General features: G+C 59.2%; 19 protein-coding genes and 1 pseudogene. All 20 read right to left on the reverse strand.

Features of this window, described 5'->3' with window-relative positions:
- The 20 genes and pseudogenes from fliG to CFII68_RS05505 all read right to left on the reverse strand — a co-directional run bounded on the left by fliG (nt 1) and on the right by CFII68_RS05505 (nt 22,663).
- On the reverse strand, nt 1-1,020 hold the full coding sequence (gene fliG / locus CFII68_RS05595) for a flagellar motor switch protein FliG (RefSeq protein WP_018611787.1): 1,020 nt from the start codon (nt 1,018-1,020) through the stop codon (nt 1-3).
- Complete coding sequence (fliF, locus tag CFII68_RS05590) at nt 1,013-2,797, reverse strand: flagellar basal-body MS-ring/collar protein FliF (RefSeq protein WP_018611789.1); 1,785 nt, start codon at nt 2,795-2,797, stop codon at nt 1,013-1,015. Before fliF ends, fliG begins: the two co-directional genes overlap by 8 nt.
- 15 nt (nt 2,798-2,812) lie before the next feature.
- Nucleotides 2,813-3,139 (reverse strand): flagellar hook-basal body complex protein FliE, encoded by a 327-nt coding sequence (fliE, locus tag CFII68_RS05585; protein ID WP_003199082.1) that lies wholly within the window; start codon nt 3,137-3,139, stop codon nt 2,813-2,815.
- Between the two features lie 147 nt (nt 3,140-3,286).
- Nucleotides 3,287-4,655, reverse strand: a pseudogene (locus CFII68_RS0126180) (sigma-54-dependent transcriptional regulator).
- A gap of 5 nt (nt 4,656-4,660) precedes the next feature.
- Entirely contained in the window at nt 4,661-5,869 is a 1,209-nt protein-coding gene (locus CFII68_RS05580) for a PAS domain-containing sensor histidine kinase (protein WP_024617496.1), read from the reverse strand.
- A 110-nt stretch (nt 5,870-5,979) separates the two neighbouring features.
- Nucleotides 5,980-7,455 carry a sigma-54 dependent transcriptional regulator gene (locus CFII68_RS05575; protein WP_003199076.1) on the reverse strand — a complete coding sequence of 492 codons (1,476 nt, stop codon included), beginning with the start codon at nt 7,453-7,455 and terminating at the stop codon, nt 5,980-5,982.
- Nucleotides 7,456-7,624: 169 nt separating this feature from the next.
- Nucleotides 7,625-7,921 carry a hypothetical protein gene (locus CFII68_RS05570; RefSeq protein ID WP_014337157.1) on the reverse strand — a complete coding sequence of 99 codons (297 nt, stop codon included), beginning with the start codon at nt 7,919-7,921 and terminating at the stop codon, nt 7,625-7,627.
- Nucleotides 7,922-7,932: 11 nt separating this feature from the next.
- On the reverse strand, nt 7,933-8,328 hold the full coding sequence (gene fliS / locus CFII68_RS05565) for a flagellar export chaperone FliS (RefSeq protein ID WP_014337156.1): 396 nt from the start codon (nt 8,326-8,328) through the stop codon (nt 7,933-7,935).
- 131 nt (nt 8,329-8,459) lie between these two features.
- Nucleotides 8,460-9,896 (reverse strand): flagellar filament capping protein FliD, encoded by a 1,437-nt coding sequence (fliD, locus tag CFII68_RS05560; RefSeq protein ID WP_018611798.1) that lies wholly within the window; start codon nt 9,894-9,896, stop codon nt 8,460-8,462.
- 83 nt (nt 9,897-9,979) lie between these two features.
- Nucleotides 9,980-10,345, reverse strand: coding sequence for a flagellar protein FlaG (locus CFII68_RS05555; RefSeq protein WP_018611800.1), 366 nt, complete (start codon nt 10,343-10,345; stop codon nt 9,980-9,982).
- Between the two features lie 72 nt (nt 10,346-10,417).
- Entirely contained in the window at nt 10,418-11,269 is an 852-nt protein-coding gene (locus tag CFII68_RS05550) for a flagellin domain-containing protein (RefSeq protein ID WP_024617493.1), read from the reverse strand.
- Nucleotides 11,270-11,523: 254 nt separating this feature from the next.
- On the reverse strand, nt 11,524-11,793 hold the full coding sequence (locus CFII68_RS05545; RefSeq protein WP_018611804.1) for a hypothetical protein: 270 nt from the start codon (nt 11,791-11,793) through the stop codon (nt 11,524-11,526).
- On the reverse strand, nt 11,790-13,082 hold the full coding sequence (locus tag CFII68_RS05540) for a motility associated factor glycosyltransferase family protein (RefSeq protein WP_018611806.1): 1,293 nt from the start codon (nt 13,080-13,082) through the stop codon (nt 11,790-11,792). The genes CFII68_RS05545 and CFII68_RS05540 overlap by 4 nt, the downstream gene beginning before the upstream one ends.
- Nucleotides 13,083-13,165: 83 nt before the next feature.
- Entirely contained in the window at nt 13,166-14,092 is a 927-nt protein-coding gene (locus CFII68_RS05535; RefSeq protein ID WP_018611808.1) for a ketoacyl-ACP synthase III, read from the reverse strand.
- A gap of 197 nt (nt 14,093-14,289) precedes the next feature.
- Complete coding sequence (gene pseI / locus CFII68_RS05530; protein WP_018611810.1) at nt 14,290-15,342, reverse strand: pseudaminic acid synthase; 1,053 nt, start codon at nt 15,340-15,342, stop codon at nt 14,290-14,292.
- Nucleotides 15,335-16,840: a UDP-2,4-diacetamido-2,4,6-trideoxy-beta-L-altropyranose hydrolase gene (gene pseG / locus CFII68_RS05525; protein WP_018611812.1), complete on the reverse strand. Its 1,506-nt coding sequence runs from the start codon at nt 16,838-16,840 to the stop codon at nt 15,335-15,337. Before pseG ends, pseI begins: the two co-directional genes overlap by 8 nt.
- A complete protein-coding gene (gene pseF / locus CFII68_RS05520) occupies nt 16,837-17,538 on the reverse strand; it encodes a pseudaminic acid cytidylyltransferase (RefSeq protein ID WP_018611813.1) in 702 nt (233 codons plus the stop codon). The genes pseG and pseF overlap by 4 nt, the downstream gene beginning before the upstream one ends.
- A gap of 6 nt (nt 17,539-17,544) precedes the next feature.
- Complete coding sequence (gene pseC, locus CFII68_RS05515) at nt 17,545-18,705, reverse strand: UDP-4-amino-4,6-dideoxy-N-acetyl-beta-L-altrosamine transaminase (RefSeq protein ID WP_018611815.1); 1,161 nt, start codon at nt 18,703-18,705, stop codon at nt 17,545-17,547.
- Nucleotides 18,702-19,703 carry a UDP-N-acetylglucosamine 4,6-dehydratase (inverting) gene (gene pseB / locus CFII68_RS05510; protein ID WP_018611817.1) on the reverse strand — a complete coding sequence of 334 codons (1,002 nt, stop codon included), beginning with the start codon at nt 19,701-19,703 and terminating at the stop codon, nt 18,702-18,704. Before pseB ends, pseC begins: the two co-directional genes overlap by 4 nt.
- 26 nt (nt 19,704-19,729) lie before the next feature.
- Complete coding sequence (locus CFII68_RS05505; protein ID WP_018611818.1) at nt 19,730-22,663, reverse strand: TIGR00180 family glycosyltransferase; 2,934 nt, start codon at nt 22,661-22,663, stop codon at nt 19,730-19,732.
- Between the last annotated feature and the right edge of the window lie 11 nt (nt 22,664-22,674).

Raw genomic sequence — 22,674 nt, forward strand, 5'->3', positions numbered from 1 at the left:
TTAGATCATCTCTTCGCCGCCCTTGCCACCGAGAACGATCTCCCCGGCTTCGGCCATGCGGCGGGCGATGGTGAGGATTTCCTTCTGTGCGGTTTCCACGTCGCTGACGCGTACCGGGCCCTTGGCCTCGAGATCGTCGCGCAACAGTTCGGCCGCCCGTTTGGACATGTTCTTGAAGATCTTTTCCTTGACGCCTTCGTCCGAGCCCTTGAGGGCCAGTACCAGCACGTCGGACGACACTTCGCGCAACAGCGCCTGGATGCCACGATCGTCGACATCGGACAGGTTGTTGAACACGAACATGAGGTCTTCGATCTGACCGGACAGGTCTTCGTCGAACTCGCGGATCGAGTCCATCAACTGACCTTCGATCGAACTGTCGAGGAAGTTCATGATGTCCGCCGCGCGCTTGATGCCGCCCAGGGTGGTGCGCGCAGCATTGGAGTTGCCCGAGAACTGCTTCTCGAGAATCTGGTTCAATTCTTTCAGGGCCGCCGGCTGCACGGTGTTGAGCGAAGACACCCGCAGGATGATGTCCAGGCGCACCTTGTGGTCGAAGTTGCCCAGCACTTCACCGGCCTGGTCCGGGTCGAGGTAAGCCACCACGATCGCCTGGATCTGCGGGTGCTCGTAACGAATCACGTCGGCAACCGCACGCGGCTCCATCCACTTGAGGCTGTCCAGGCCGCTGGTGTTGCCGCCCAACAGGATCCGGTCGATCAGGCCATTGGCCTTGTCCTCGCCCAGTGCCTGGGTGAGCATCTTGCGCACGTAGTCATCGGAACCGACGCCCAGGCTGGTCTGATCGCCGACGATGTCAACGAACTCACTCATCACCTGCTCGACCTGCTCACGGTGCACGTTGCCCATTTGTGCCATGGCCACGCCCACGCGCTGGACCTCCTTGGGCCCCATGTGACGCAGCACCTGGGCAGCGTCGGTCGAACCCAGGGACAGCAGCAGGATCGCGGCTTTGTCGACCCGAGACAATTTGGCAACAGCGGCTCGATTATCACTCATCTGCGTTAATCCACTCTTTCACGACCTGGGCCACACGACCCGGGTCTTCTGCCACCAGACTCTTGATGGCGTTCAACTGAGCGTCATAGCCTTCGCTCGGGCTTGGCAGCAGAATGCTCTGCGGCCCGCCGAGGCTGACGCGATCGTTGGCCAATTCGCCATCCAGGCCGCCCATGCCGCCCAGCTCGACATCGCCGAAAGCTGCCAATTGCTTGTTCTTGCCGCCACCGGTGATGTTGTTGAGCACCGGGCGCAGCACGCCAAACACCAGTACCAGGATAAACAGCACACCCAATACTTGCTTGACCACATCCCAGAACCAGGGTTGCGAATAAAACGGAATATCGGCGACCACCTCACCGCGTTCCAGGGAGAACGGTACGTTGATCACGCTGACGCTGTCGCCACGGCTGGCGTCGAAACCGACGGCGTCCTGCACCAGGCGAGTGAAGCGCGCCAATTCGTCGGCGCTCCATGGCGCACGGCTGGTTTCGCCGTTGGCCGCGTTGACCTTGACCTGATCGTCCACCACTACGGCGACCGACAGGCGATTCAAACGACCTTGTTGCTGCTTGGTGTGGCTGATGGAACGGTCAAGCTCGAAGTTCTTGGTCGACTGCTGACGCTTGTCGGCCGGGTACGGCGCCAGCATCGGCTGGCCGGTGGCCGGGTCCATGATCTGCTGGCCGTTGGCATCGATCAGCGGCTGGCCTGGCTGCACCATGCCGGCGGCTGCGGTGGCGCCACCGGTGGTTTGCGGTGCGCTGGCCGGCGACGGCGGCTGGTTGCTCAGGGCTCCCGGTACACCTTGGGGACCATTGCTGGCGGTACGCTGCTCGGTCACCGACTGCTCGCTGCGCAGCGCAGGCTGATCGGGATTGAACTGTTCGGACGTCGACTCGACGGCGCTGAAATCCACATCGGCCGACACCTCGGCCTTGTAGCGGTCGTTACCCAGGATCGGTTGCAGGATGTTGTGCACTCGCTGGGTCAGCATGCCTTCCATGCGACGGCTGTAATCGAATTGCTTGCCGGCCATGGTCAGTTCGGAGTTTTCCGCCTGATCGGACAGCAGGTTGCCTTTCTGGTCGACCACGGTGATCTGCGATTTGCTCAGCTCAGGCACGCTGGTCGCCACCAGGTTGATGATGGCAAGCACTTGACCTGGCTCCAGGGAGCGGCCCGAATACAGCTCGACCAATACCGAAGCACTGGGCTTGCGCTCATCGCGCACGAACACCGAGCTTTTCGGGATCGCCAGGTGCACACGGGCGCCCTTGACGTTGTTCAGGCTGGAAATGGTCCGCGCCAGCTCACCTTCCAGGCCGCGACGATAACGGGTCGCTTCCATGAATTGGCTGGTGCCCAGGCCCTGGTCCTTGTCGAGGATCTCGAAACCGATGTTGCCATCGGTCGGCGTCACGCCAGCGGCTGCGAGCTTGAGGCGCGCACGGGCAACGTCGTCGGCCTTGACCAGCAACGCGCCGGAATTGGGTTCGACGGTGTAAGGAATATCGGCGGAAGCCAGGGTTTCCATGACTTGCTTGGCGTCCATGCCCTCCAGGCTGCCATACAGCGGCCGGTAGTCCGGTTGCTGGGACCACAGCACTACGGCAAAACCAATCGCCACGCTGGCAGCCAGGCCGACCAACAGGCCTACCTGACGCAGCATGGTCATCTCGGAGAGATTTTCCAGGAAGGACAGACCGAACAGCGGCGGTTTGCCGTCTACCGGAGTGGCCTTGGCCGGAACGTTATCTACGGCTGCTTCTGCCATGACTCAATAACTTCCTTAAACCGGCATCTGCATGATGTCTTGGTAGGCTTGAACCAGTTTGTTGCGAACCTGGGTCAACGCCTGAAACGAGACACTGGCTTTCTGCGAGGAGATCATTACGTCCGTCAGGTCGACGCCACTTTTGCCAATCTCGAAAGCACTGGCCAACTGGTTCGATGCCTGCTGGGTATCGTTCACTTTATTGACGGCCTGACCGAGCATGTCGGAAAAGCTGCTGCCACCCACTTGGGGGACCGCGACCGATTTAGGCTGGGCCATGGCGTCCATTTGCATGGCCCGCATGTCCAACATCAACCGATTAAATTCAATACCTTGGCTCATGGTCTACTCTCTCTGGCGGCCCGCATTTTTTTGACACTTACTCAGCGGGTATTCAGGTATTAGCAACAAGGGTGCCAGCTCCATGGCCGCAAAAAACAAATGCATGTGGGAGCGGGCTTGCTCGCGAAGGCGGTCGGTGCACATTATTCAACTGGCGAACAGATAGGCCTCGACATCCATGCCGGCGTCACGCATCTGCGCCAACTTGTAGCGCAGGGTGCGCGGGCTGATCCCCAGGCGTTCGGCCGCCTCCTTGCGCCGTCCGCGCTCGGCGCGCAGGGTGTCGATGATCATCTGGAACTCGCGACGACGCAGGTCGTCGCCCAACGCGCCGGCCGACTCGCCCTCCACTTCCACCGCGGGCGCGAAGGCCGCTGCCGGCACCGGCGACAATGCAGGCAATGGCGCGCAGGCCACCGGGCCGGCCAGGCAGAAATCCTCCGGCTGGATCAAGCCGCCCTGTTGCAGGATCAAGGCCCGCTGGATGGCGTTATCGAGCTCTCGGACATTACCCGGCCACGGGTAGGCAATCAGACAGGCCTGAGCCTGCGCTGAAAACCGCGCAGCCGCATGCTTCATTTTATTGACGTGCTTGCTCAGCAGACGCTCGGCCAGCGGCAGGATATCGGCGGTGCGCTCATACCGACAAGCGGTAATAAAGGTCTTCACGAAAACGCCCCGCCGCCACTTCGCCGGCCAGGTCGCGGTTGGTGGTTGCCACCACGCGGATATCCAGGCTGATGGGCTTGCGCGCACCGACCCGCTCCACTTCCCGCTCCTGCAAGACCCGCAACAGCTTGGCCTGCAGGCTCATCGGCATTTCGGAAATTTCATCGAGCAGGATCGTGCCGCCGTCGGCCTGTTCGAACTTGCCAGCCTGGGCCGCGATGGCCCCCGTGAACGAACCCTTTTCGTGACCGAACAGTGTCGCCTCGAGCATGTTGTCAGGAATTGCCGCGCAATTGATCGCGATGAACGGTTCGCTGGCGCGCCGGGACTGTTGATGGATGTAGCGCGCCAGCACTTCCTTGCCCGTACCGGACTCGCCGGAAATCAACACGGTTGAATCGCTGCGCGCCACCCGCGCGGCCAATTCCAGCAGTTGCGCACTGGCCGGTTCGATGGCCACCGGGCCTTCGCCCTCGACCGCAAGACTGCCCAGGGCATGACGCGCCACCAGGTCCAGCAGGGCTTTTGGCTCGAACGGCTTGACCAGATAATCCGAGGCGCCCTGGCGCATGGCATCCACCGCGCGCTCGACGGCGCCGTGAGCGGTCATCAGCAAAACCGGTAGTTGCGGCTGACGGGCACGTAACAGGCCGAGCAATTGATGGCCGTCCATGCCCGGCATATTGACGTCACTGACCACCAGGCTGAACGCTTCGCGGCCCACCGCCAGCAGCGCTTCTTCCGCCGAACCGACGGCAGCGTAGTCGTGCCCGGCCAGCACCAGCGTATCGGCCAGCGCCTCACGCAGGGCCCGGTCATCCTCAACCAGCAACACCTTGATCGCCATTACTTTCACTCCACCCCTGGCGCGTTGGAAAACAGCGGCAAGCACACCGTCGCACAGGTGCCACGGCCCAGCCGCGAGCGCAGTTGCAATTCTCCCTGATGGGCACGGGCCACAGCCTTGACCACGGTCAGGCCCAGGCCGGTGCCAGTGGTCTTGGTGGTGAAAAATGGCTCGCCCAGGCGTGCCAGCACGGCCGGTTCGATACCGCTGCCGCTGTCGCTGACACACAGGCGCAAGGTGTTGTCGCGTGTATATAAGTGCACTTTCAGCCGGACGTCGCCGCCGCTGGCCTGGATCGCGTTTTCGATGAGGTTCAACACCGCGCCCACCAAGGTGTCGCGATTACACAACACTTCGCCGACATGGCTGTCGCACTGCCAGCGGATCGGCAAATCCTGTACATGGGTCAGCGCCGCTGCCTGCAACGATTGCAATAAAACCTTGGGGGTCACACGGTCGGTCAACGGCAGCTCGCCGCGAGCGAATACCAGCATGTCGCGCACCTGGTGTTCCAGCTCATGCAGGCGCTCTTTCAAGCGTCCGGCGAAGCGTTGCTGGGTTTCCATCGGCAATTGCTGTTCAGTCAAATGACTGGCATAGAGCAGCGCGGCAGAAAGCGGCGTGCGAATCTGATGGGCCAGCGACGCTACCATCCGCCCCAGGGAAGACAGGCGCTCGTGGCGAGCCAGCTGGTCTTGCAGGTGCCGGGTTTCAGTCAAATCATTGAGCAGCACCAACTGCCCCGGCTCGGCATCCAGCGAGCGCGTCGAGATGGACAGGCGCCGACCGTCCTTGAGGGACACTTCATGGCCGTCGTCTTCACGGGGCGCAAAGCAGCGGGCGATGACATGCCGCCACAGCTCGCCTTCCAACGGCAGGCCGAGCAACTCGCAAGCCGCGGGGTTGGCTTCGCGCACACGACCGTGGGCGTCGATGACGATAACGCCACCGGGCAACAGGTCGAGGAGATTTTGCAGACGATTAGCCAGGCGTTCCTTTTCCGCCAGCTCCTGCATGCGCTGGGCGCTGACCACGGCCAGCTCCCCCTTGAGCTCGGTGACCCGGGCTTCGAGCAGGCTGTAGGAATCAGTCAGTTGGCTGGACATCTGGTTGAACAGCGAAAATGCCTGCTCAAGTCCAAGCCGGCTTGCCTGCTCGACGGACGGCATGTGTCCCGGCTCAGGGACAGGAGACATCTGGGCGGCTTGGGTCATCGTGCTCTCTCGCTTGGCTGACCGTCAGTTAAACGGAACGTTGCGAGGGCTATAGCAATACCCGTGCCGAAAAAAAACCGCCTGAAAATCAGGCGGTTGGAAAACAGGCGTCAATCATCCGCCTGTTCATCTCCTTCGCGACGGCTCATGCCGTACTTGCGCATCTTCTCCACCAGGGTGGTGCGACGGATGCGCAAGCGTTCTGCGGCGCGGGCCACGATGCCGTTGGCATCGTCCAGTGCCTGCTGGATCAGCCCTTGTTCCAGGCCTCCCAGGTAATCCTTGAGATCCAGGCCTTCCGGTGGCAACAAGGCATTGGCGGTGAAATCTGGCGTATGGCCGTTGATTGCCACCCGCTCCTCCAGATCGCTGCGCAGGCTGTCGACCATTTGCTCGTCTTCATCGTCGACGTAGCGGAATTTCTTCGGCAATTCATTCACGCCGATCACCCCGTACGGGTGCATGATCGCCATGCGCTCCACCAGGTTGGCCAGCTCACGGACGTTGCCCGGCCAGCCATGGCGGCACAGGGACATGATCGCCGCCGAGTTGAAGCGGATCGAACCGCGCTTTTCGTGCTCCATGCGCGAGATCAGCTCGTTCATCAGCAACGGGATGTCTTCGACGCGCTCACGCAGTGGCGCCATTTCGATCGGGAAAACGTTGAGGCGGTAATAGAGGTCTTCGCGGAAGCTGCCAACCTCGATCATGCTCTCGAGGTTCTTGTGCGTGGCAGCAATGATTCGCACATCGACGCTCTGGGTCTTGTTGCTGCCCACACGCTCGAAGGTGCGCTCCTGCAAGACCCGCAACAGCTTGACCTGCATCGGCAACGGCATGTCGCCGATTTCGTCGAGAAACAGCGTACCGCCATTGGCCAATTCGAAACGCCCGGCGCGGCTGGTGATCGCGCCGGTAAAGGCGCCCTTCTCATGGCCAAACAGCTCGCTCTCCAGCAACTCGGCCGGAATCGCGCCACAGTTGACTGGCACGAACGGCGCTTCGCGGCGCTTGGAGTGGTAATGCAGATTGCGCGCAACCACTTCCTTGCCCGTGCCCGACTCGCCCAGGATCAGCACGCTGGCGTCGGTATCGGCCACCTGCTGCATCATCTGGCGCACGTGCTGGATCGCCCGGCTGGTGCCGACAAGGCTGCGGAAAAGGTTGGGTTCGCGATGCCTGCCGCGCTCACGGGCCTGGTCGTACATCTCGCGATAAACCTGCGCGCGATGCAGCGAATCAAGCAGCTTGCTGTAGCTGGGCGGCATTTCGAGCGTGGAAAGTACTCGGCGACGCTGGTCTTCAGGCAGGTCAAGGGAAGAATTTTCGCCCATTAACAAAACCGGAAGGAACTCATCCCAGGTTGAGAGTGTCTTTAGCAAGCCCAAAAGCGTTGCGGGGGCATTCACGGTCCCGATAAGGACACAGATGACCTCGCGACTGGACGACAAAGAGCCGACGGCCTGCTGCCAGTCATGGCTTCCGCAGGGTAAATTTTCTTCACCAAGAAAATTTAAGATCACCGCCAGGTCGCGGCGGCGGACGCTATCGTCATCGATCAGGAGAATTTTGGTTTCACGCCACATGCAATAGCAACTTCCCTAGTCAACCCAATGCCCGAAATTAGGGGGCAAGCTAGACGCTTGCAGACTTGTCATGCCTGTAGACGCCTTCAATCTGTAAACAGCTACTAGTAAAGTCAAAAAACCGTGCACAGTCAAATTTATGGCGCAACAGGCTCGGATTAACTGAGCATTAACCGAACAGATGGTAAACCTTTGCCGCGTTCTGTGCTTGATGGATCTGTTGCATCTCGTCGACGATCGCCTGACGCTCTCCCGTCGCCGCCTCCAGCAATTGCCGATAGACCCCTAGCAATTCCTCAAGATTGATCCGCAACGCCGCCTCATCCACCTGGGACTCGCTCAGGACGTCTTCCATGCAGGAACGGCAAGCCAGGTCCAACTGACCGATGGCTTCCCAGTTACGCTCGGCCAAGGCATCAACCAAGGCATCACGGGTTTGTTCGATTCGCTGCAGGACAAGACTCATGAGAGCACTCCTTAGAATTGCGGACCCGGTACAGCGATGGCATCCCAACCTTCCTTGACCGTGCCCAGCAGATCGGCGACTTCATCGAGGATCTTCGGATCGGTCTTGGCGTTGGCCTCGGCCAGGCGTTTCATCATGTAGGTGTAGAGGTTATCCAGCTCGGTTACCGACTCGGCCTGGTTTTCCAGGTCCAAGCCTTCACGCAAACCGCCGATAATGCCGATTGCCTTACTGATCAGTACGCCTTTGTTGGCGATATCCTTGCGCTCCATCGCACCCTTGGCCTGGGCAATGCGATCCAGCCCACCCTCCATCAGCATCTGCACCAGACGATGGGGACTTGCTTCGGAGGTTTGCGCCTGGGCGCCAATCTTCTGGTATTGGCGAAGGGCTAACATCGGATTCATGTTCTACCTCATCAAAAAACTTCGGTTCGTATAAACAGCGTATCGACGCTGCGTCAAAAAACTTTAGGTCGAAAAGCCGAAAGCCCGGAACGTTGTCAAAACGTTGCCGGGCTTTTTGCATCGGTCGAAAATCAGCTGTTTTTCTGCTGTGCCGTCATCGCTTCGAACATGGAGGTGATGTTGCTGGCGGTGGCTTTCAGCCTGCCGACCAGGGTGTCCATGTCGTTGTACTTTTTGGTCAGTACGGCGGTGAGGGTTTCGATGCGGCGATCAAGAGCCTGCTGATCTTCGAACAGCTTCGTCTTGATGATGTCGAGGTTCTTGGAGCGAGTAGTCAGGATGGCCTCTGAGCCCCCGATACCACCCGCACCCGTTTTGCCTTCAGTGTACGGCTTGATGGCCTTATCCATGCGCTCAAGCAGGCCATTCTCACCTACGAACAGTGTTTGGATCTCCCCACCCAACTGCTTGTCATTCAACGCAGTGGTGAATTTCCCACTGTCGAAATCCAGCGCTCCGGTCGTCTGATTGGTGGTGATTCCCAACTGGGAAAGAACGGTCAGCTTGTCACCTGCGCCAGCCTCAGACAAAGGTGCGCGAATGGCCGCCAAAAGCGAGCGAGGCAACGAGTCACCGGTCAAGGCCGCTGGAACCGAGTTACCCTCAGCATCTGTGGTCGGCTTGGTCAGGGACGTCACGGCCTTCGCAACAGCGTTATAAGCATCGACGAACTTCTGGATCGAAGCTTTCAGGCCGTCGGCGTTGGTAGCGACGGTAACGATTGTCGGGCCAGTGTCCTCGACGAGTAACGTCATGCTCAAGCCCGAGACCACGTTATCCAGCTTGTTGGTCGGGCTGCTCATCTCCAGACCGTCAACTGTGAACTTGGCGTCCTGGGCAAGCCCCAGAGACCCTGAAGAATTCGCGGTAGGTGGCGAGACCATTGGAACGGAGCCGTCAGCCGCAAGGCTGGCAATACCGCTGAGGGAGATATCATTACCCGCACCGGTTTTAGTCGAGCCGACCACCAGGCGTGAACCAAAGCTGTCGGTCACGATGTTGGCAGTCAGACCGCTGGACGAGTACTTGCTGTTGATGGCGTCCCGAACCGACTGCAGCGTCGAATCAGCTGGGATATCAAGGGCGTAATTCGTCCCCCCCTGACTGATAGTCAGCGTACCGGTCGCCACCGCACTGCTAGCCCCACCGGCAAAAGCAGCCGTCGCTACTTTTGAAGAGGTGGCCAGTTGCGTGACGTTTACCGTGTAGGTACCGCTTACCGCCGAGTTGCCCGCCGTCACCGTCAATGCACTGGTATTGGCCGAAGTGGCGGCAACGCCGGTAAATTGAGGGGTGGTCGTGCTGCCCAAGGCCTTCAACGTAGACTGGAAGGTAGCCAACAGGGACTTCAGGGTGCCAATCCCGGAAATATTGGAGGTATTGATCTTGGTGGCACGGTCAATCTGACCTTGCTTGGCTGCTTTGTCAGAATCCACCAATGCCTTGACGATAGCACCGGTATCAAGGCCAGAGCCTAGACCCAAGCCAGGTAGAATTGGACTTGCCATATGGGACTCCCTTCAGTGTGCCGCCGGCCTTTTGACCTTTACAACCGCTCAAAAGAACCAAAGAACAAAATTCGTGCCAGCTGTCAGGCTTGCGCGCTGAACAACAGGCTGCTTGCATCATTCAAACTGTTCGCCAGTTTAAGCACTTCTTCATTAGGGATCTGGCGAATCACTTCACCGGAACCACTGGCAATCACTTTGACAACTACTTTGCCTGAAGGCTCATCGATTGAGAACTCCAGGTTGCGCTTGACCGACTGAACGAAGGTTTCAATTTCCTGAACCGCCCTCTTCAATTTCTCTTGCTCGGCCACAGCGTCTTTCGGCTCATCCTTGACCGGTACCACGGTGGCAGCATCGGCTCGAGGCTTTTCCACTGGTTTGTCGGCAAATGTCGTCGCCGGCTTCGCAGCTGGATAAGACAAGTTCAGCTTCACGCTCATATCCATGTCCATCACCTCTTGAACGGAAAAAGCGAGAGAGTACGCAAGCGCACTCCCCCGCTAAAACTCATCCGGCTATTACTGAAGCAGCTTCAGTACAGCGGATGGCAGTTGGTTGGCCTGGGCCAGAACCGAAGTGGAAGCCTGTTGCAGAGTCTGCTGCTTGGTCAGCTGGGCAGTTTCAGCAGCGAAGTCGGTGTCTTGTACGCGACCCAGTGCAGCAGCGGCGTTTTCGTTGATGTTCTGCAGGTTGGAGATGGTGCTGGTCAGACGGTTCTGGGCAGCACCGAGGTCCGCACGACTGGCGTTGATGGTCGCCAGAGCAGCGTCGATCGCGTCGATTGCAGCTGCAGTGTTGGTTTCAGCCTCAGCACTGTCTGCAGCACTGATCGCGATGGCAGCAGAGTCAACGCTCAGGGTCGCAGCGTCGAAGCTGTCGCTCAGGGTCAGAGTGATCTGGTTGGTAGCACCGGTGTTGGAGCCGACCTGGAAGGTCATGGTGCCAGCGGAACCGTCGATCAGGTTCTTGCCGTTCAGGTTGGTCGAATCAGCGATACGGGTCAGTTCGTCCGACATCTGAGCAAATTCTTTGTTCAGAGCATCACGGTCAGCAGTGCCGTTGTTGTCGTTTCGAGCCTGGACAGCCAGTTCACGCATACGCTGCAGGATGTTAGTGGATTCCTGCAGAGCGCCTTCAGCGGTCTGAGCGATGGAGATACCATCGTTGGCGTTCTTGATCGCAACAGTCTGACCGCGGATTTGCGAGGTCATACGGGTAGAGATCTGCAGGCCGGCGGCGTCGTCTTTGGCGCTGTTGATTTTCAGGCCGGAAGACAGACGGGTCATCGAAGTGGACAGAGCATCGGAAGCCTTGTTCAGGTTCTTCTGAACGTTCAACGATGTGACGTTAGTGTTTACTGTTAAAGCCATGACGAATTCCTCGTTGGTTGGGTACTGCGGCTTCCGGCCCTGGCAACCGCCGGGTGTGGCCTAGAGAACCTTCGTAATAGTTATCGTCGTAATCGGAACTTGCTTTAGCGGTTTTTTCAAAAATTTTGCCATCAGGGTGCCACCCCTCATAAATCAAGGGCTTGGCAGCGATCGACAGGTGAAAAAATGACGCCAGGGAAATGCCGGGGGCGCGATTCGCTTGGGCAGCGGCGCCAGCTCATCAAGAAAAGGAATTACACCGCCTGACCAGCGGTCAACAGTTCAGCCCATTCGTATTCAAGATAGTCCGCCAGCGAAAGCCAGTTCTGAGCCTGCTGATCGTTGAACATCAGCCCCAGCAGCCCGTTCCACGATGACTGGACGTCGCTCGGCATAAGCGCGACCAACGGCTGAGCCGCCTCGACCAATGCAACCATCGCCAGCCCCGCCTCGACATCCCGCCCCAGGCGAAACAGCCGTGCGCACTCACGCGCATCATCGATTACCCCTTGAAACCCGGTCATTGCACGTACTCCGGATGGAAATCAGCGCCGACGATCCGCGCCCCGTCCCGACTGCTGTTATAGAAACGCACTTGGGGATGCCCGGCGATAAATCGCTCCAGCTCACACAGATAACTACGGAAGTTGAGCTGAGTCTTGACCCGCTGCCCATGACCATCGAGCACCCAGTGTTTTGCCACGCCCAGTTGTGGCCCCAGATCACCGTCGCCCCAGCCGGCATGGGTTTTGTCATGGGGAAAAGCAAAGTCAGCGCCGAAGAGGGTGATTTGCGCCGCGCCCATTTTCACCGCCAGGTCCACCGCCGGATGAATCACGCTCCCGCCCACGTACAGCTCGCCTCGGCGCAGTAGCTGTCGTATCTGGTGATAGATGGGGCTGGCGGAATAACCAACATAACGTGACCCCTGCCAGGCTTCAATCACTGAGGGGTCAGCCATTGGCAGGTAAACCAGTGCAATATCGCCGGTGTCTTCAGGGGGGAGATGGCGCGCCGAGATGCGTTGATCAATGCTGACCACGACATCCGGTCGAATGCCGTGGTTGATCAACGGTCGGTAGGCCGTATCGACGCAAATCAATAGCGGCCGCTCGGCCTGGTCATTCAGCTTGCGCAATGTTTCGAAGTGCTGCTCAAGGCTGGGTCCGGTGGCAATGACAAACGCCTCCCGTCCATTGAAGGAGCCAAACAGCTCGGTGACGTCGTGATCCGTTTGCACGAGATTGAAAGTGGCTTGCAGGCGCTCGATGATCTCCGGCGCCTTGGGGTCGAATTCCCGGTTACTGAAGGCCAGATGGATTTCACTGATCAATCGGTCGCGAATTTTTGCATTGAAATCATCGGCCAGCACCAACTCGGCGGGTAATGCGAAAAACGGCAGCTGGATTTCCGCCAGATCGCCTGCATAGAGCAATTCGACCCGCGAGTCGGCAAGCCATGGCGATTGATCCAGCAACTGCAGCACCAGGGCAAACACTGAGCCATTGAGGATATGCACGTACAGGCGTTCAACCCCTGCCCGCTCCAGCATATGGTTTTGCAGGTCCCCCAATCCGGTGCCATAGACATGCACAACGGCGGCGTCCGGCGGTAGGCTGGCGGCTTGCAGGTCAGCCTCGGCGAGACGGTCATGGCGGCTGGTCAACTGAATGCCATTGATGCTCAAGGTCGATCCAAGCCCCTCGACCAGATCCGCCTGCAACGCACCAGCATCCTCCAGCAGCAGCCGCTCGGCCAGCGCCGGCCAGCGTTGCTCGATCACCTGGAGATTGCGCTGAAAAAACTCGCTCATGGCGCCTCGCTTTTCGATCAGGCAAAAAAATAGCGTTCAAGGTTACACCTTGGACGCTATTTTTGTGCCCGGGTTTTAGTGGCTCACGGGCGATAGATGATCGCCGAGCCCCAGGACAGGCCTACGCCGAAACCACTCAAGGCTACGCGTTTCCAATCGGAATCGAGCACGTGCTTTTCCAGCAATAACGGAATGCTCGACGACACGGTGTTCCCGGTCTCGACCATATCCTTGATGAACTTCTCCGGCTCGCCCTCGAAACGCCGCGCCACGGCATCGACAATCGCCGCACTGCCCTGGTGAATGCAAAACGCATCAATGTCGCTGGCTTGCAGATCGGAATCGGCGAGCAACTCATGCAGATGGGCCGGCACCTTGAGCAAGGCGAAGTTGAACACCTGGCGGCCATTCATAAAGAACACGCCGTCGCTGACCTTCAGGTGCGGCGCGCCGGAACCGTCGGTGCCGAACTTGGCCTTACCCAGTTGCCACGGCGCATCTTCACCCATCCAGGTGGCGGTGGCGGCGTCGCCAAACAGCATCGTGGTGTTGCGGTCTTCCGGGTCGACGATTTTCGAATACGGATCAGCCGTCACCAACAGGCCATTCTTCAGGCCAGCGGCCTCCATGAAGCCCTTGATGGCGTAGATGCCATAGACATAACCCGAACACCCCAGGGAGATGTCGAACGCCGCCACGGTGGTCGGCAAGCCGAGTTTGTCCTGGACGATAGCCGCCGTGTGCGGCAAGCCTTCTTCATCGCCGTTCTGGGTGACAACGATCAGCACGTCGATGGATTCGCGTTTCAGGCCGGGGTTGTTGGCAAACAGCGCATTGACCGCTTCGACACACAGGTCCGAGGTTTCCTGCCCGTCATCCTTGCGTGGCAAGAAGGCCGAACCGATCTTGCCCAGGATGAACTCTTCATCCTTTTCAAACTTCGCACCTTGTGCGTAATTGTCCACGCCGGCTACAGGAACGTAGCTCGCAATGCTTTTTATGCCAATCATTACGGCTTCCCAATCAAAAACAGCCCAATACCACCGCTCGCAAGGAATCGAGGGGCGCCGACAAACGGGAAGTGTAAAGGGCTATCACTGGGCCTGATAAGGGCCAGGCGCCATCTTCCCGGTCAATACAATACAGTGAAGATGCGCGTTATGACTCGCAGGTCACGCTATTTTGCCGATAAAGCTCACTCAAAAAGCTATTCAACCAGCGACCAGGCCACTGGCGTACCACGCTTGATGGCCTCGCGAGCTCGACGCCCCATCAACGCATCCGCATGTTTGGGGGCCAGTCCCAGGCCCGGGCGGATAGCCCGGACGTTTTGCGGCGTGAAGGCTTCGCCGGGGTTCATATCCTGCGTCACGTACAGCGAACGGCGGTAGACCAGCGACTTGCGCTCGGCCTCAGTCACGCCATAGTGCACCTGCCCCATGGCCTGCCAGGCGCGTTCGGTTTCGACGACCAGCGCCGCCAGTTCCAACGGTTCCAGGGAAAAACTGGCGTCCACCCCACCGGCCGCGCGATCAAGGGTGAAATGCTTTTCCACCACGGTCGCGCCCAATGCCACGGCGGCAACAGACACTCCGACGCCCATGGAGTGATCAGACAATCCCACTTCACAACCGAATAGCTCTCGCAGATGGGGAATCGTGCGCACATTGCTGTTGGCCGGCGTGGCCGGATAGGTACTGGTGCATTTGAGCAACACCAGGTCCTTGCAACCGGCCTCCCGGGCGGCGCGCACGGTATCGTCGAGTTCGGCAATGCTGGCCATGCCGGTGGAAATGATCAGCGGTTTGCCAGTAGCGGCGACCCGGCGGATCAGTGGCAGGTCAGTGTTTTCGAAACTGGCGATTTTGTAGGCCGGCACATCCAGGCTTTCAAGAAAATCCACCGCTGTTTCGTCGAACGGGGTCGAGAACGCCAGCATGCCCAACGCCTTGGCCCGGGCAAAAATCGGCGCATGCCATTCCCAGGGCGTATGGGCTTTTTCATACAGATCATAAAGCGACGTTCCAGCCCAGAGACTGTTAGGGTCCTTGATGAAAAATTCGCCCTCGCTCAGATCCAGCGTCATGGTATCGGCAGTGTAGGTCTGCAGCTTCAAGGCGTGTGCCCCTGCCCGGGCAGCGGCCTCGACGATCTGCAATGCCAACTCCAGGGACTGGTTATGGTTGCCACTCATCTCGGCAATGATGAACGGCGGCGCCTCCGCCCCGATGGTACGGTGGCCGACTTTGAAACTACTCATGAGGGTGGTCCTTCAATACGCGCGTGAGCACGCAAGTACTCTGAATAAAACCGGCCTGGCGAAACAGGCTCAGGGAGGTTTGATTGGCCGGCAGGACGTGCGCGGTAAGAGCCCGCAGTTGAGGCCAGTGGACAGCAGCAAACGCTTCGCCACGGGCCAGCAACGCTTTGCCCCACCCCAGCCCCATCCGGTCTTCGAACAGATAAATCGACACGAGCGCCTCGTCACCCTGCAGGTCATAACGCAATGCGCCCACCGGGCCATCTGCCGCTTCGCCGATCAGTAACAGGCGTTGCGCATTGATCAGGCTTGTTTGCAGCCATTGGCAATGGCGGCTCCAGTCGATCACCGATGTATCCAACGATACACGGCGCACAGCCTCGGCGTTACGGCCATCAAAAAGCAATTGGGCGTCGTCTTGTGTGGCCGGGCGAACTCGCAACACTGCACCGGCCAACGCGACAGCGACCCGTTGGACGCCCAAGCCATCGACCAGTTGCCGGGAGCGCTCGGCCAAACTTCTGCGCAGGTCTTGATTGCCTGCGACAAACCCAATGGCCTGCCGTAACTGTTCGACACTGACCTCCTCGTGGCGACCGAGATAAATATGGGCTCCGGAGATCGCCATCACTTCACCATTGGCCTGCTGATTATTCGATACCGCGATGCAAATTGTTGGCAACCCCATTGCGGCGCGCTCCCAACTGGTACCACCACCGGCGCCAATGAACAGATCGGCGTCGATCATGAGCTGATGGAAATGGCTGACAAAGCTGTGCAGGCGCCAATAAGGTCGACTCGCCGCCATCCCCTGCATCTGAGCCCAGGCCGGGTTGTCGGCACCCGCGACAAAATCGACTTCAAGCTCATCGAAATCCGCCAGCGCGAGCATGGCACGGTGGGTCTGCATCGCCGCGTCAAACCCACCGAAGTTCACCAGCACGCGCCTGGCCTTGGGTTTTATGGTAATCGCCCCGCTGCGAAACTCATCTCGCAACAGCGAATAACGCGGCCCCAGCAGCGCCTGGCAATGCTCTGGCAACAAACCCGAGTAGGCAGCGCGGGTCCCGGACAGGTTCTGGTTGAGCAGTAAATCAACGTCATAAGTGCGGGTGGCCAAGTCGTCCACTGCCATGATCCTTGGCGCAAAGCGCCGGGCGGCAGTTTGCCAACGATGATCCAGGCCGTAATGGTCGACGATGATCCAGTCGAAACCAGACTGGCCGCCTAGTGCCTGCTCCAACGCCGTGATGTCCGCCTGCCAGGGCAACAAGGACTCGATGGCCTGCTGCGGGTCTTCCCCAGGATAAGAATCCGGCAGGGCAAACGTCTCGAAGCCCTCGGACGCCAACGCTTGCAGACGATGCCCCGGTAACTGGCGGCAAGCAAACGCGACATGCGTCCCCTGCTCACGCAACACGCGAGCCAAGGTCAGGCAGCGGGCAATGTGTCCACTGCCGATGGTTAGCGAAGCGTCGGCGCGGATCAGAATTCTCATTGCAGCTCACCGCTAGCTTTCAATGCCGCATAGAGGTATTCGGCCCGCTTCCAATCTTCGAGTGTGTCGATGTCCTGCACCAGATGGCGAGGCAGGACCACCGGCAAGCTGCTGGGTGAAAACAATTTATCACCGCGCAACCAAGCCTCCCGGCGCCCCCAGTAGAATTGGCCGGCGTCTTGAAACGCTTCGGGCAGGTCCTGGGAACGCGTGTCGCGAAACTGCGGATAAAGCGGGGTCAGCGCCCCTTGCTCATCCAGGGTCAAAGCGCGTTGCACGGGAAAACCGAAGCCCGTCACCGAGAATGCGAACGACTTGTCAGGATGCTCACGCAACAACTCCAGTCCCTGCTGCAGAAACCGAGCCTGCAGCAGCGGCGCAGTGGCATAGATGCAACAGGCAAAATCGAACGAGCGCTCATGCAATTCGCCCAAGGCATGGGCAATCACCGCCGCCGTCCCCGTGAAATCATCGGCCAACGTCGCCGGTCGCATGAACGGCACCTGCGCACCATGGACCTGCGCCAGCTCAGCGAGCTCTTCGTCGTCGGTACTGACGATCACATCATCGAACAACCGTGACGCCAGGGCTGTACGAATCGAGCGAACGATCATCGGGACGCCATCGAACAGCTTCAGGTTCTTGCGCGGGATCCGCTTGCTGCCGCCACGGGCAGGAATGATCGCGACTGCGCTCACGTGTCGTTACTCCTCAAGCAATCGGTGTAGTTGCTCGACCACATAGTCCTGCTGTTCATCACTGAGGGAGGGGAACATGGGCAAGCTGATCGCTTCGCTGTAATAACGTTCGGCCTGGGGAAAATCACCTGTTGCGAATCCCAGGTCACGGTAATACGGTTGCAAATGAACCGGAATGTAATGCAGGTTTACGCCAATCCCGGCCGCGCGCAAGCCCTCGAATACCTGAAGGTGGCTGAGGGTGATGCCATCAAGTTGCAAGCGCACCACATACAAATGCCAGGCCGACTCCGCCTCGGGCTGGAAGCCCGGCAAGGTCAATGGCAAACCGCCCAGCAAACGATGGTATCGCGCTGCCAACTCACGGCGCCGTGCGATAAACGCATCCAACTTGTTCAACTGCGAGAGCCCCAGCGCGGCCTGCAGGTCTGTCATGCGGTAATTGAAACCCAACTCGACTTGCTGGTAGTACCACGGCCCATGGCTGGGCTCGGTCATTTGACCGGCGTCGCGGGTCATTCCGTGGCTGCGCAGGCGTTGCAGGCGCTGTGCCAGGTCCGGGCGATTGGTCAGGACCATGCCGCCTTCGGCGCTCGTGATGATTTTCACCGGATGGAAACTAAACACTGTCATGTCCGCGAATTCGCCACAGCCCACTGGTCGGCCCGCATAAGACGCCCCCACTGCATGGGAAGCATCCTCGATCACTGTGAAGTCGTATCGCTCGGATAGCTGGCCGATTCTGCGCATGTCACAGCTTTGTCCCGAGAATGCCACCGCCACCAACACTTTGGGCAGACTCCCATCGCGCTCGGCCTCTTCAAGCTTTGTGGTAAGGGCGTGGGCATCGAGATTCCAGGTCAGCGGATCGATATCGACAAAATCGACCTGCGCGCCGCAATAACGCCCGCAGTTGGCCGAAGCCAAGAAGGTATTGGGGGTAGTCCATAAACGATCACCTGGCCCTAGCCCCGCCGCCACGCAGGCTATATGTAGCGCGGCGGTCGCATTGCACACCGCCACGGCGTGATCGGCCTGGCAACGGAGGGCCATGGCCTGTTCGAAACGCTCAAGAGTCGGCCCCTGGGTCAGCCAATCGGAGTGCAATACCGCGACCACCGCATCGATGTCAGCTTGATCGAGGCTTTGCCGACCGTAGGGAATCATGTCGGCAACCGGGCATGAAGGTCGGCAATCTGATCCACCGACAAAAAGTGCGGATTGGTGTCGGAGCGATATTCGAAATCCTCCGCCACAGGCTTGCCGCACTCACCCAGATTGTCCAGCGCGAAATCCACATCCACGCTGGTAAAGCGAATCGACGGCTGGATGGTGTAGTGATCGGCAAACTCGATGGTCATGCGCGCGTCATCGAGCGGCACCATTAGCTCATGAAGTTTTTCGCCAGGACGAATCCCAACGTTCTTGTGAGGCAAATGCCCAGCCATGCCCAACGCCAGATCGACAATACGAATCGACGGAATTTTCGGCACAAAGACTTCACCGCCGTGCATGCGGCCAAAGCTATCGAGCACAAACTGCACGCCGTGGTCGAGAGTGATCCAGAAACGGGTCATGCGTTCATCCGTGATTGGCAGCTCCGTCACACCCTCTGCGATCAACTTGCTGAAGAACGGCACCACCGAGCCTCGCGAACCGGCGACATTGCCATAGCGCACCACGGCGAACCGGGTCTGCTGTTCACCCGCGATATTGTTGGCCGCCACGAACAGTTTGTCTGACAGCAACTTGGTCGCGCCGTACAGGTTAATTGGGCTGGCCGCTTTGTCAGTGGACAGCGCAACGACTTTCGTCACGCCGTTGTCGATGGCCGCCGCAATGATGTTTTCTGCGCCATTGACGTTGGTGCGAATGCACTCGGTGGGATTGTATTCCGCCGCCGGCACCTGTTTGAGGGCCGCCGCATGCACCACATAATCGATGCCACGCATGGCCTGGCGCAGACGATCGGCGTCACGCACGTCCCCCAGAAAATAACGCATGCACGGGGCATTGAAGGTTTGTTGCATCTCGTACTGCTTGAGTTCGTCGCGGGAAAACACCACCACACGCTTGGGCTGGTATTGCTCCAGTAACCGGCGGATGAAATTGCGCCCGAACGAGCCAGTGCCGCCTGAGATGAAAATCGATTTACCGTTGAACATACCCTGATTCCTTTTGCCTGGCAGGCTTATGCGAGCAACCGCGCCCAGTCGACAACCGTGGCGGTGCCCAGCGCAAAACCGGTGCCGGTCAAGGCAAGGTTCGGATTACGAGCCGCGTCATGGTCGAAGCGCGCCTGCCACTTTTTGCGCAAGGCATCGGCCGCCTCCGGCGCGTCGGGGAACGTACCTGCGTGCAGCATCTGGGCCTGGGGTGTCCAGACCGTGAGATAACCCGCGTCGGCGATTTTCAGGCATAGGTCGACATCGGCAAAGGCCTCGCCGAAATGTTCCTCGTCCAGGCCGCCAACGGCTTCGAACAAATCCTTGCGGATCATCAGGCAAACGCCGGACACCGCCGAGTAGTTCTGCTCCACTTGGTGGCCGTTGAGGTAACCCTTGGCGTCCTTGCGTTCGCCCACAAATACCGAGTTCACCTGGCCGTCGGGAGCGAGCACCAGGCCAGCCTGGGTCGTGATACCGCGTATCTCCATTTGTTTGCTGCCGACGATCCCCACTTCAGGCCGCTGGGCCTGATTGAGCAGACTGTCGAGCCAGTTGGAATTGACCACCTGCACCTGGGACGACAGTAGGACCAGGTACTCCCCTTTGGCCTGGGCACTCGCCCAGTTGTTCAGGGCCGAGGCACTGAGGCGTCGGTCGCTGCGCAGGATGCGGATCCGATCGCCCTTCCCTTCCAGACTGTCTAGCCACTGGGCCAACGCTTCGGACTGGCTATGATTGTCCGCGATCAGAATTTCATGGCGATGATAGCGCGTGCGCTGCAACACGCTGACCAGAGCCTGCTGGACTTGTTCAAAGTTGTCCCGACTTTCGAGAATGATCGATACCAAGGGCCGCTCGGCGTGCTGGTAATCGATCTGGTACGTCAGCGGCTGTGCCGAGGTGACTTGGGCACGATATCCTCGGGCAGCCAGGTGACGTGTCAGGACCTGACGCTCCTGAGGATTCTCTTCCTCTGCCGGAGCATTGCAGATCAACAACGGCTCGGCCAGGTGTGCCAGGCCGCCCAACCCTGCGTCTTCAATCAGGCGCAACAACAGATCCAGCTCCAGGGCCTGAGTGTATTCAGCGGTAAAGCCGCGAGCCTGGGCCAGTACATCACGGCGAATCAGCCAGTGACGCGCCATCAACGAGGGCACCGATTGCAGCAGATCGAGGTTGACGCCCGGACGGAACACGTCGGTGAGGCTGCCGTCAGCCTTGCGCTGGATTTCATCCATGGCCACGGCGCGCACACCTTCGGCACCGATCAACTCTAGGCTGGCGCGCAGCAGGCCGTTTTGGGTGAACTGATCACCGGCCTCGACCAGCACCATCCAGTCGGCGGTGGACTGTTCAATGACCTGGTTGATGCGATCGACATAATTAGTCGTGCTGACTTTAACGAAGTGCACGGTGTCATGTACCGAGGTGGTCGCTGGTAAAGCGCCGGTGGTGAATACCACCACATTGAACGCCTTGCAGTGGCCGTTGACCAGGCTGTCGAAGGTGGCCTGCAGCTTGAACATGTCAGCGTCCAGATCCAGCAAGAGGATGCCGAATCGCGGTCCACCTTGGTGCTCAGCCAGGTGAGCCGCGATGGACTTGAGCTGTTGTGCATCTGGACTACGTGCCTCAAGCCAGTTCAACAGACGACCGGAGTGCATGTTTTCCAGCAACAGGCGATCCTGCTGACCCGGTAGCGCGTCCAGTCGCTCGGCCCAGGCTTGCAACTTCACCGCCTCCTCAGGCTCATCGCTGCTCTTCAACGATTCGGCCAAGCGCTTGACCACGGTACGGTTGAACGCATACAGGCCTTGGGCCTCCCACAAACGACTGCGCACCGTGCGCTCGTTGTCATTAGGGTGCACGCGCATCAGTTCATGCTGGCGCAGCAAAATACCTTCCAACTGCTGAAGCTGCAGGCGACCGGCCGGCATGGCGTGCAACAGGAATTCAAACTCGGTCAAAAGATCGAATACACGCAGGTTGTAAAAAGGCATCTCGACAAATTGTTGCGGGCCAAACGAACGAACCGGCTCGCCACCGGCCTCCAACCAGGCCGAACGAATGATCTGAGTGCCTTTGAGTGAGCGCCCCTGCAGCAGGCAGTCAGCCATGGCCGCGAAGCTGTCCAGGGCAATCTGCTTGACCCGCCCCGGAGCCTGCTCGCGCAGCGGTGTTGGAAGGGACGCCAGGAACTCGGCGAATTGCTCACGCTCGGCAACGCTTTTTGCGTCCTTGTAGCTGAGCACGGTCAACACGTTGGTGTTGTGTTCCGAACCGCCGTAGTTGAGTTCACGAACGGCGAATGGAATCGGCAGGATCCGCGCCTTGGCGCAGGCCAGCAGATAAAAGGTGTGGCCGATCTCCTGCCATTCGAAACTGGTGCCCGGCGGCAACAGGCCATACCACTGTTGCAGCAGATCAGTGCGGGTCACGGCATAAAATGGCGGCAGGAACTGATCCATGAAGCGGATGACCCGGTCTTCGGCCAGCTCGCTGTTGTAATCCTCATGCACCTTGCGATCGCGACGGAAGTAATTCACTTCAGTCGCGCAGGACAGATACATGATCCCGTAGCCATGGCACAGGCCATAGTCGGGGTTGGCCTCGAGAAACTCCACCGATTCGGTCAACGCATCGTGCAGCAGGAAATCGTCATCGGCGGCAAACACCATGTACGGCGTCGTGACCTGATTGACGCCGTACACCAGTTTGTCCTGCAGCCCCTTGTAGGTGAACTGAGGCAAGTGTCGATAATCGACCGAGGGAAAATCCCGGGCGATTTGCTCATCGCGCTCAACCGACGAATCAAGCACCAGTACCGAACACGGATAGCTGCTGTAGTAATGCAATGTACGCCGCAGGAATGCGCTGCGGTTGTGGGAGATCACCACCACGGTGAACCGCTCGTTCAGCGGTGCCACGTTGTTTTGAATATTGTTTCGAACCTGCATATTTCCTGTCC

The sequence above is a fragment of the Pseudomonas sp. CFII68 genome, assembly GCF_000416195.1.
Taxonomy (GTDB): Bacteria; Pseudomonadota; Gammaproteobacteria; order Pseudomonadales; family Pseudomonadaceae; genus Aquipseudomonas; species Aquipseudomonas kilonensis.

What these genes read in the sequence shown, in the direction of transcription:
- pseC (WP_018611815.1), bottom strand. Translation starts at nt 18,705, where the DNA reads ATGATTCCCTACGGTCGGCAAAGCCTCGATCAAGCTGACATCGATGCG.
- CFII68_RS05545 (WP_018611804.1), bottom strand. Translation starts at nt 11,793, where the DNA reads ATGACCGGGTTTCAAGGGGTAATCGATGATGCGCGTGAGTGCGCACGG.
- fliG (WP_018611787.1), bottom strand. Translation starts at nt 1,020, where the DNA reads ATGAGTGATAATCGAGCCGCTGTTGCCAAATTGTCTCGGGTCGACAAA.
- CFII68_RS05555 (WP_018611800.1), bottom strand. Translation starts at nt 10,345, where the DNA reads ATGGATATGAGCGTGAAGCTGAACTTGTCTTATCCAGCTGCGAAGCCG.
- pseB (WP_018611817.1), bottom strand. Translation starts at nt 19,703, where the DNA reads ATGTTCAACGGTAAATCGATTTTCATCTCAGGCGGCACTGGCTCGTTC.
- fliD (WP_018611798.1), bottom strand. Translation starts at nt 9,896, where the DNA reads ATGGCAAGTCCAATTCTACCTGGCTTGGGTCTAGGCTCTGGCCTTGAT.
- CFII68_RS05535 (WP_018611808.1), bottom strand. Translation starts at nt 14,092, where the DNA reads ATGATTGGCATAAAAAGCATTGCGAGCTACGTTCCTGTAGCCGGCGTG.
- CFII68_RS05550 (WP_024617493.1), bottom strand. Translation starts at nt 11,269, where the DNA reads ATGGCTTTAACAGTAAACACTAACGTCACATCGTTGAACGTTCAGAAG.
- CFII68_RS05575 (WP_003199076.1), bottom strand. Translation starts at nt 7,455, where the DNA reads ATGTGGCGTGAAACCAAAATTCTCCTGATCGATGACGATAGCGTCCGC.
- CFII68_RS05505 (WP_018611818.1), bottom strand. Translation starts at nt 22,663, where the DNA reads ATGCAGGTTCGAAACAATATTCAAAACAACGTGGCACCGCTGAACGAG.
- fliS (WP_014337156.1), bottom strand. Translation starts at nt 8,328, where the DNA reads ATGAATCCGATGTTAGCCCTTCGCCAATACCAGAAGATTGGCGCCCAG.
- fliF (WP_018611789.1), bottom strand. Translation starts at nt 2,797, where the DNA reads ATGGCAGAAGCAGCCGTAGATAACGTTCCGGCCAAGGCCACTCCGGTA.
- pseI (WP_018611810.1), bottom strand. Translation starts at nt 15,342, where the DNA reads ATGAGTAGTTTCAAAGTCGGCCACCGTACCATCGGGGCGGAGGCGCCG.
- CFII68_RS05570 (WP_014337157.1), bottom strand. Translation starts at nt 7,921, where the DNA reads ATGAGTCTTGTCCTGCAGCGAATCGAACAAACCCGTGATGCCTTGGTT.
- CFII68_RS05540 (WP_018611806.1), bottom strand. Translation starts at nt 13,082, where the DNA reads ATGAGCGAGTTTTTTCAGCGCAATCTCCAGGTGATCGAGCAACGCTGG.
- pseG (WP_018611812.1), bottom strand. Translation starts at nt 16,840, where the DNA reads ATGAGAATTCTGATCCGCGCCGACGCTTCGCTAACCATCGGCAGTGGA.
- fliE (WP_003199082.1), bottom strand. Translation starts at nt 3,139, where the DNA reads ATGAGCCAAGGTATTGAATTTAATCGGTTGATGTTGGACATGCGGGCC.
- CFII68_RS05580 (WP_024617496.1), bottom strand. Translation starts at nt 5,869, where the DNA reads ATGACCCAAGCCGCCCAGATGTCTCCTGTCCCTGAGCCGGGACACATG.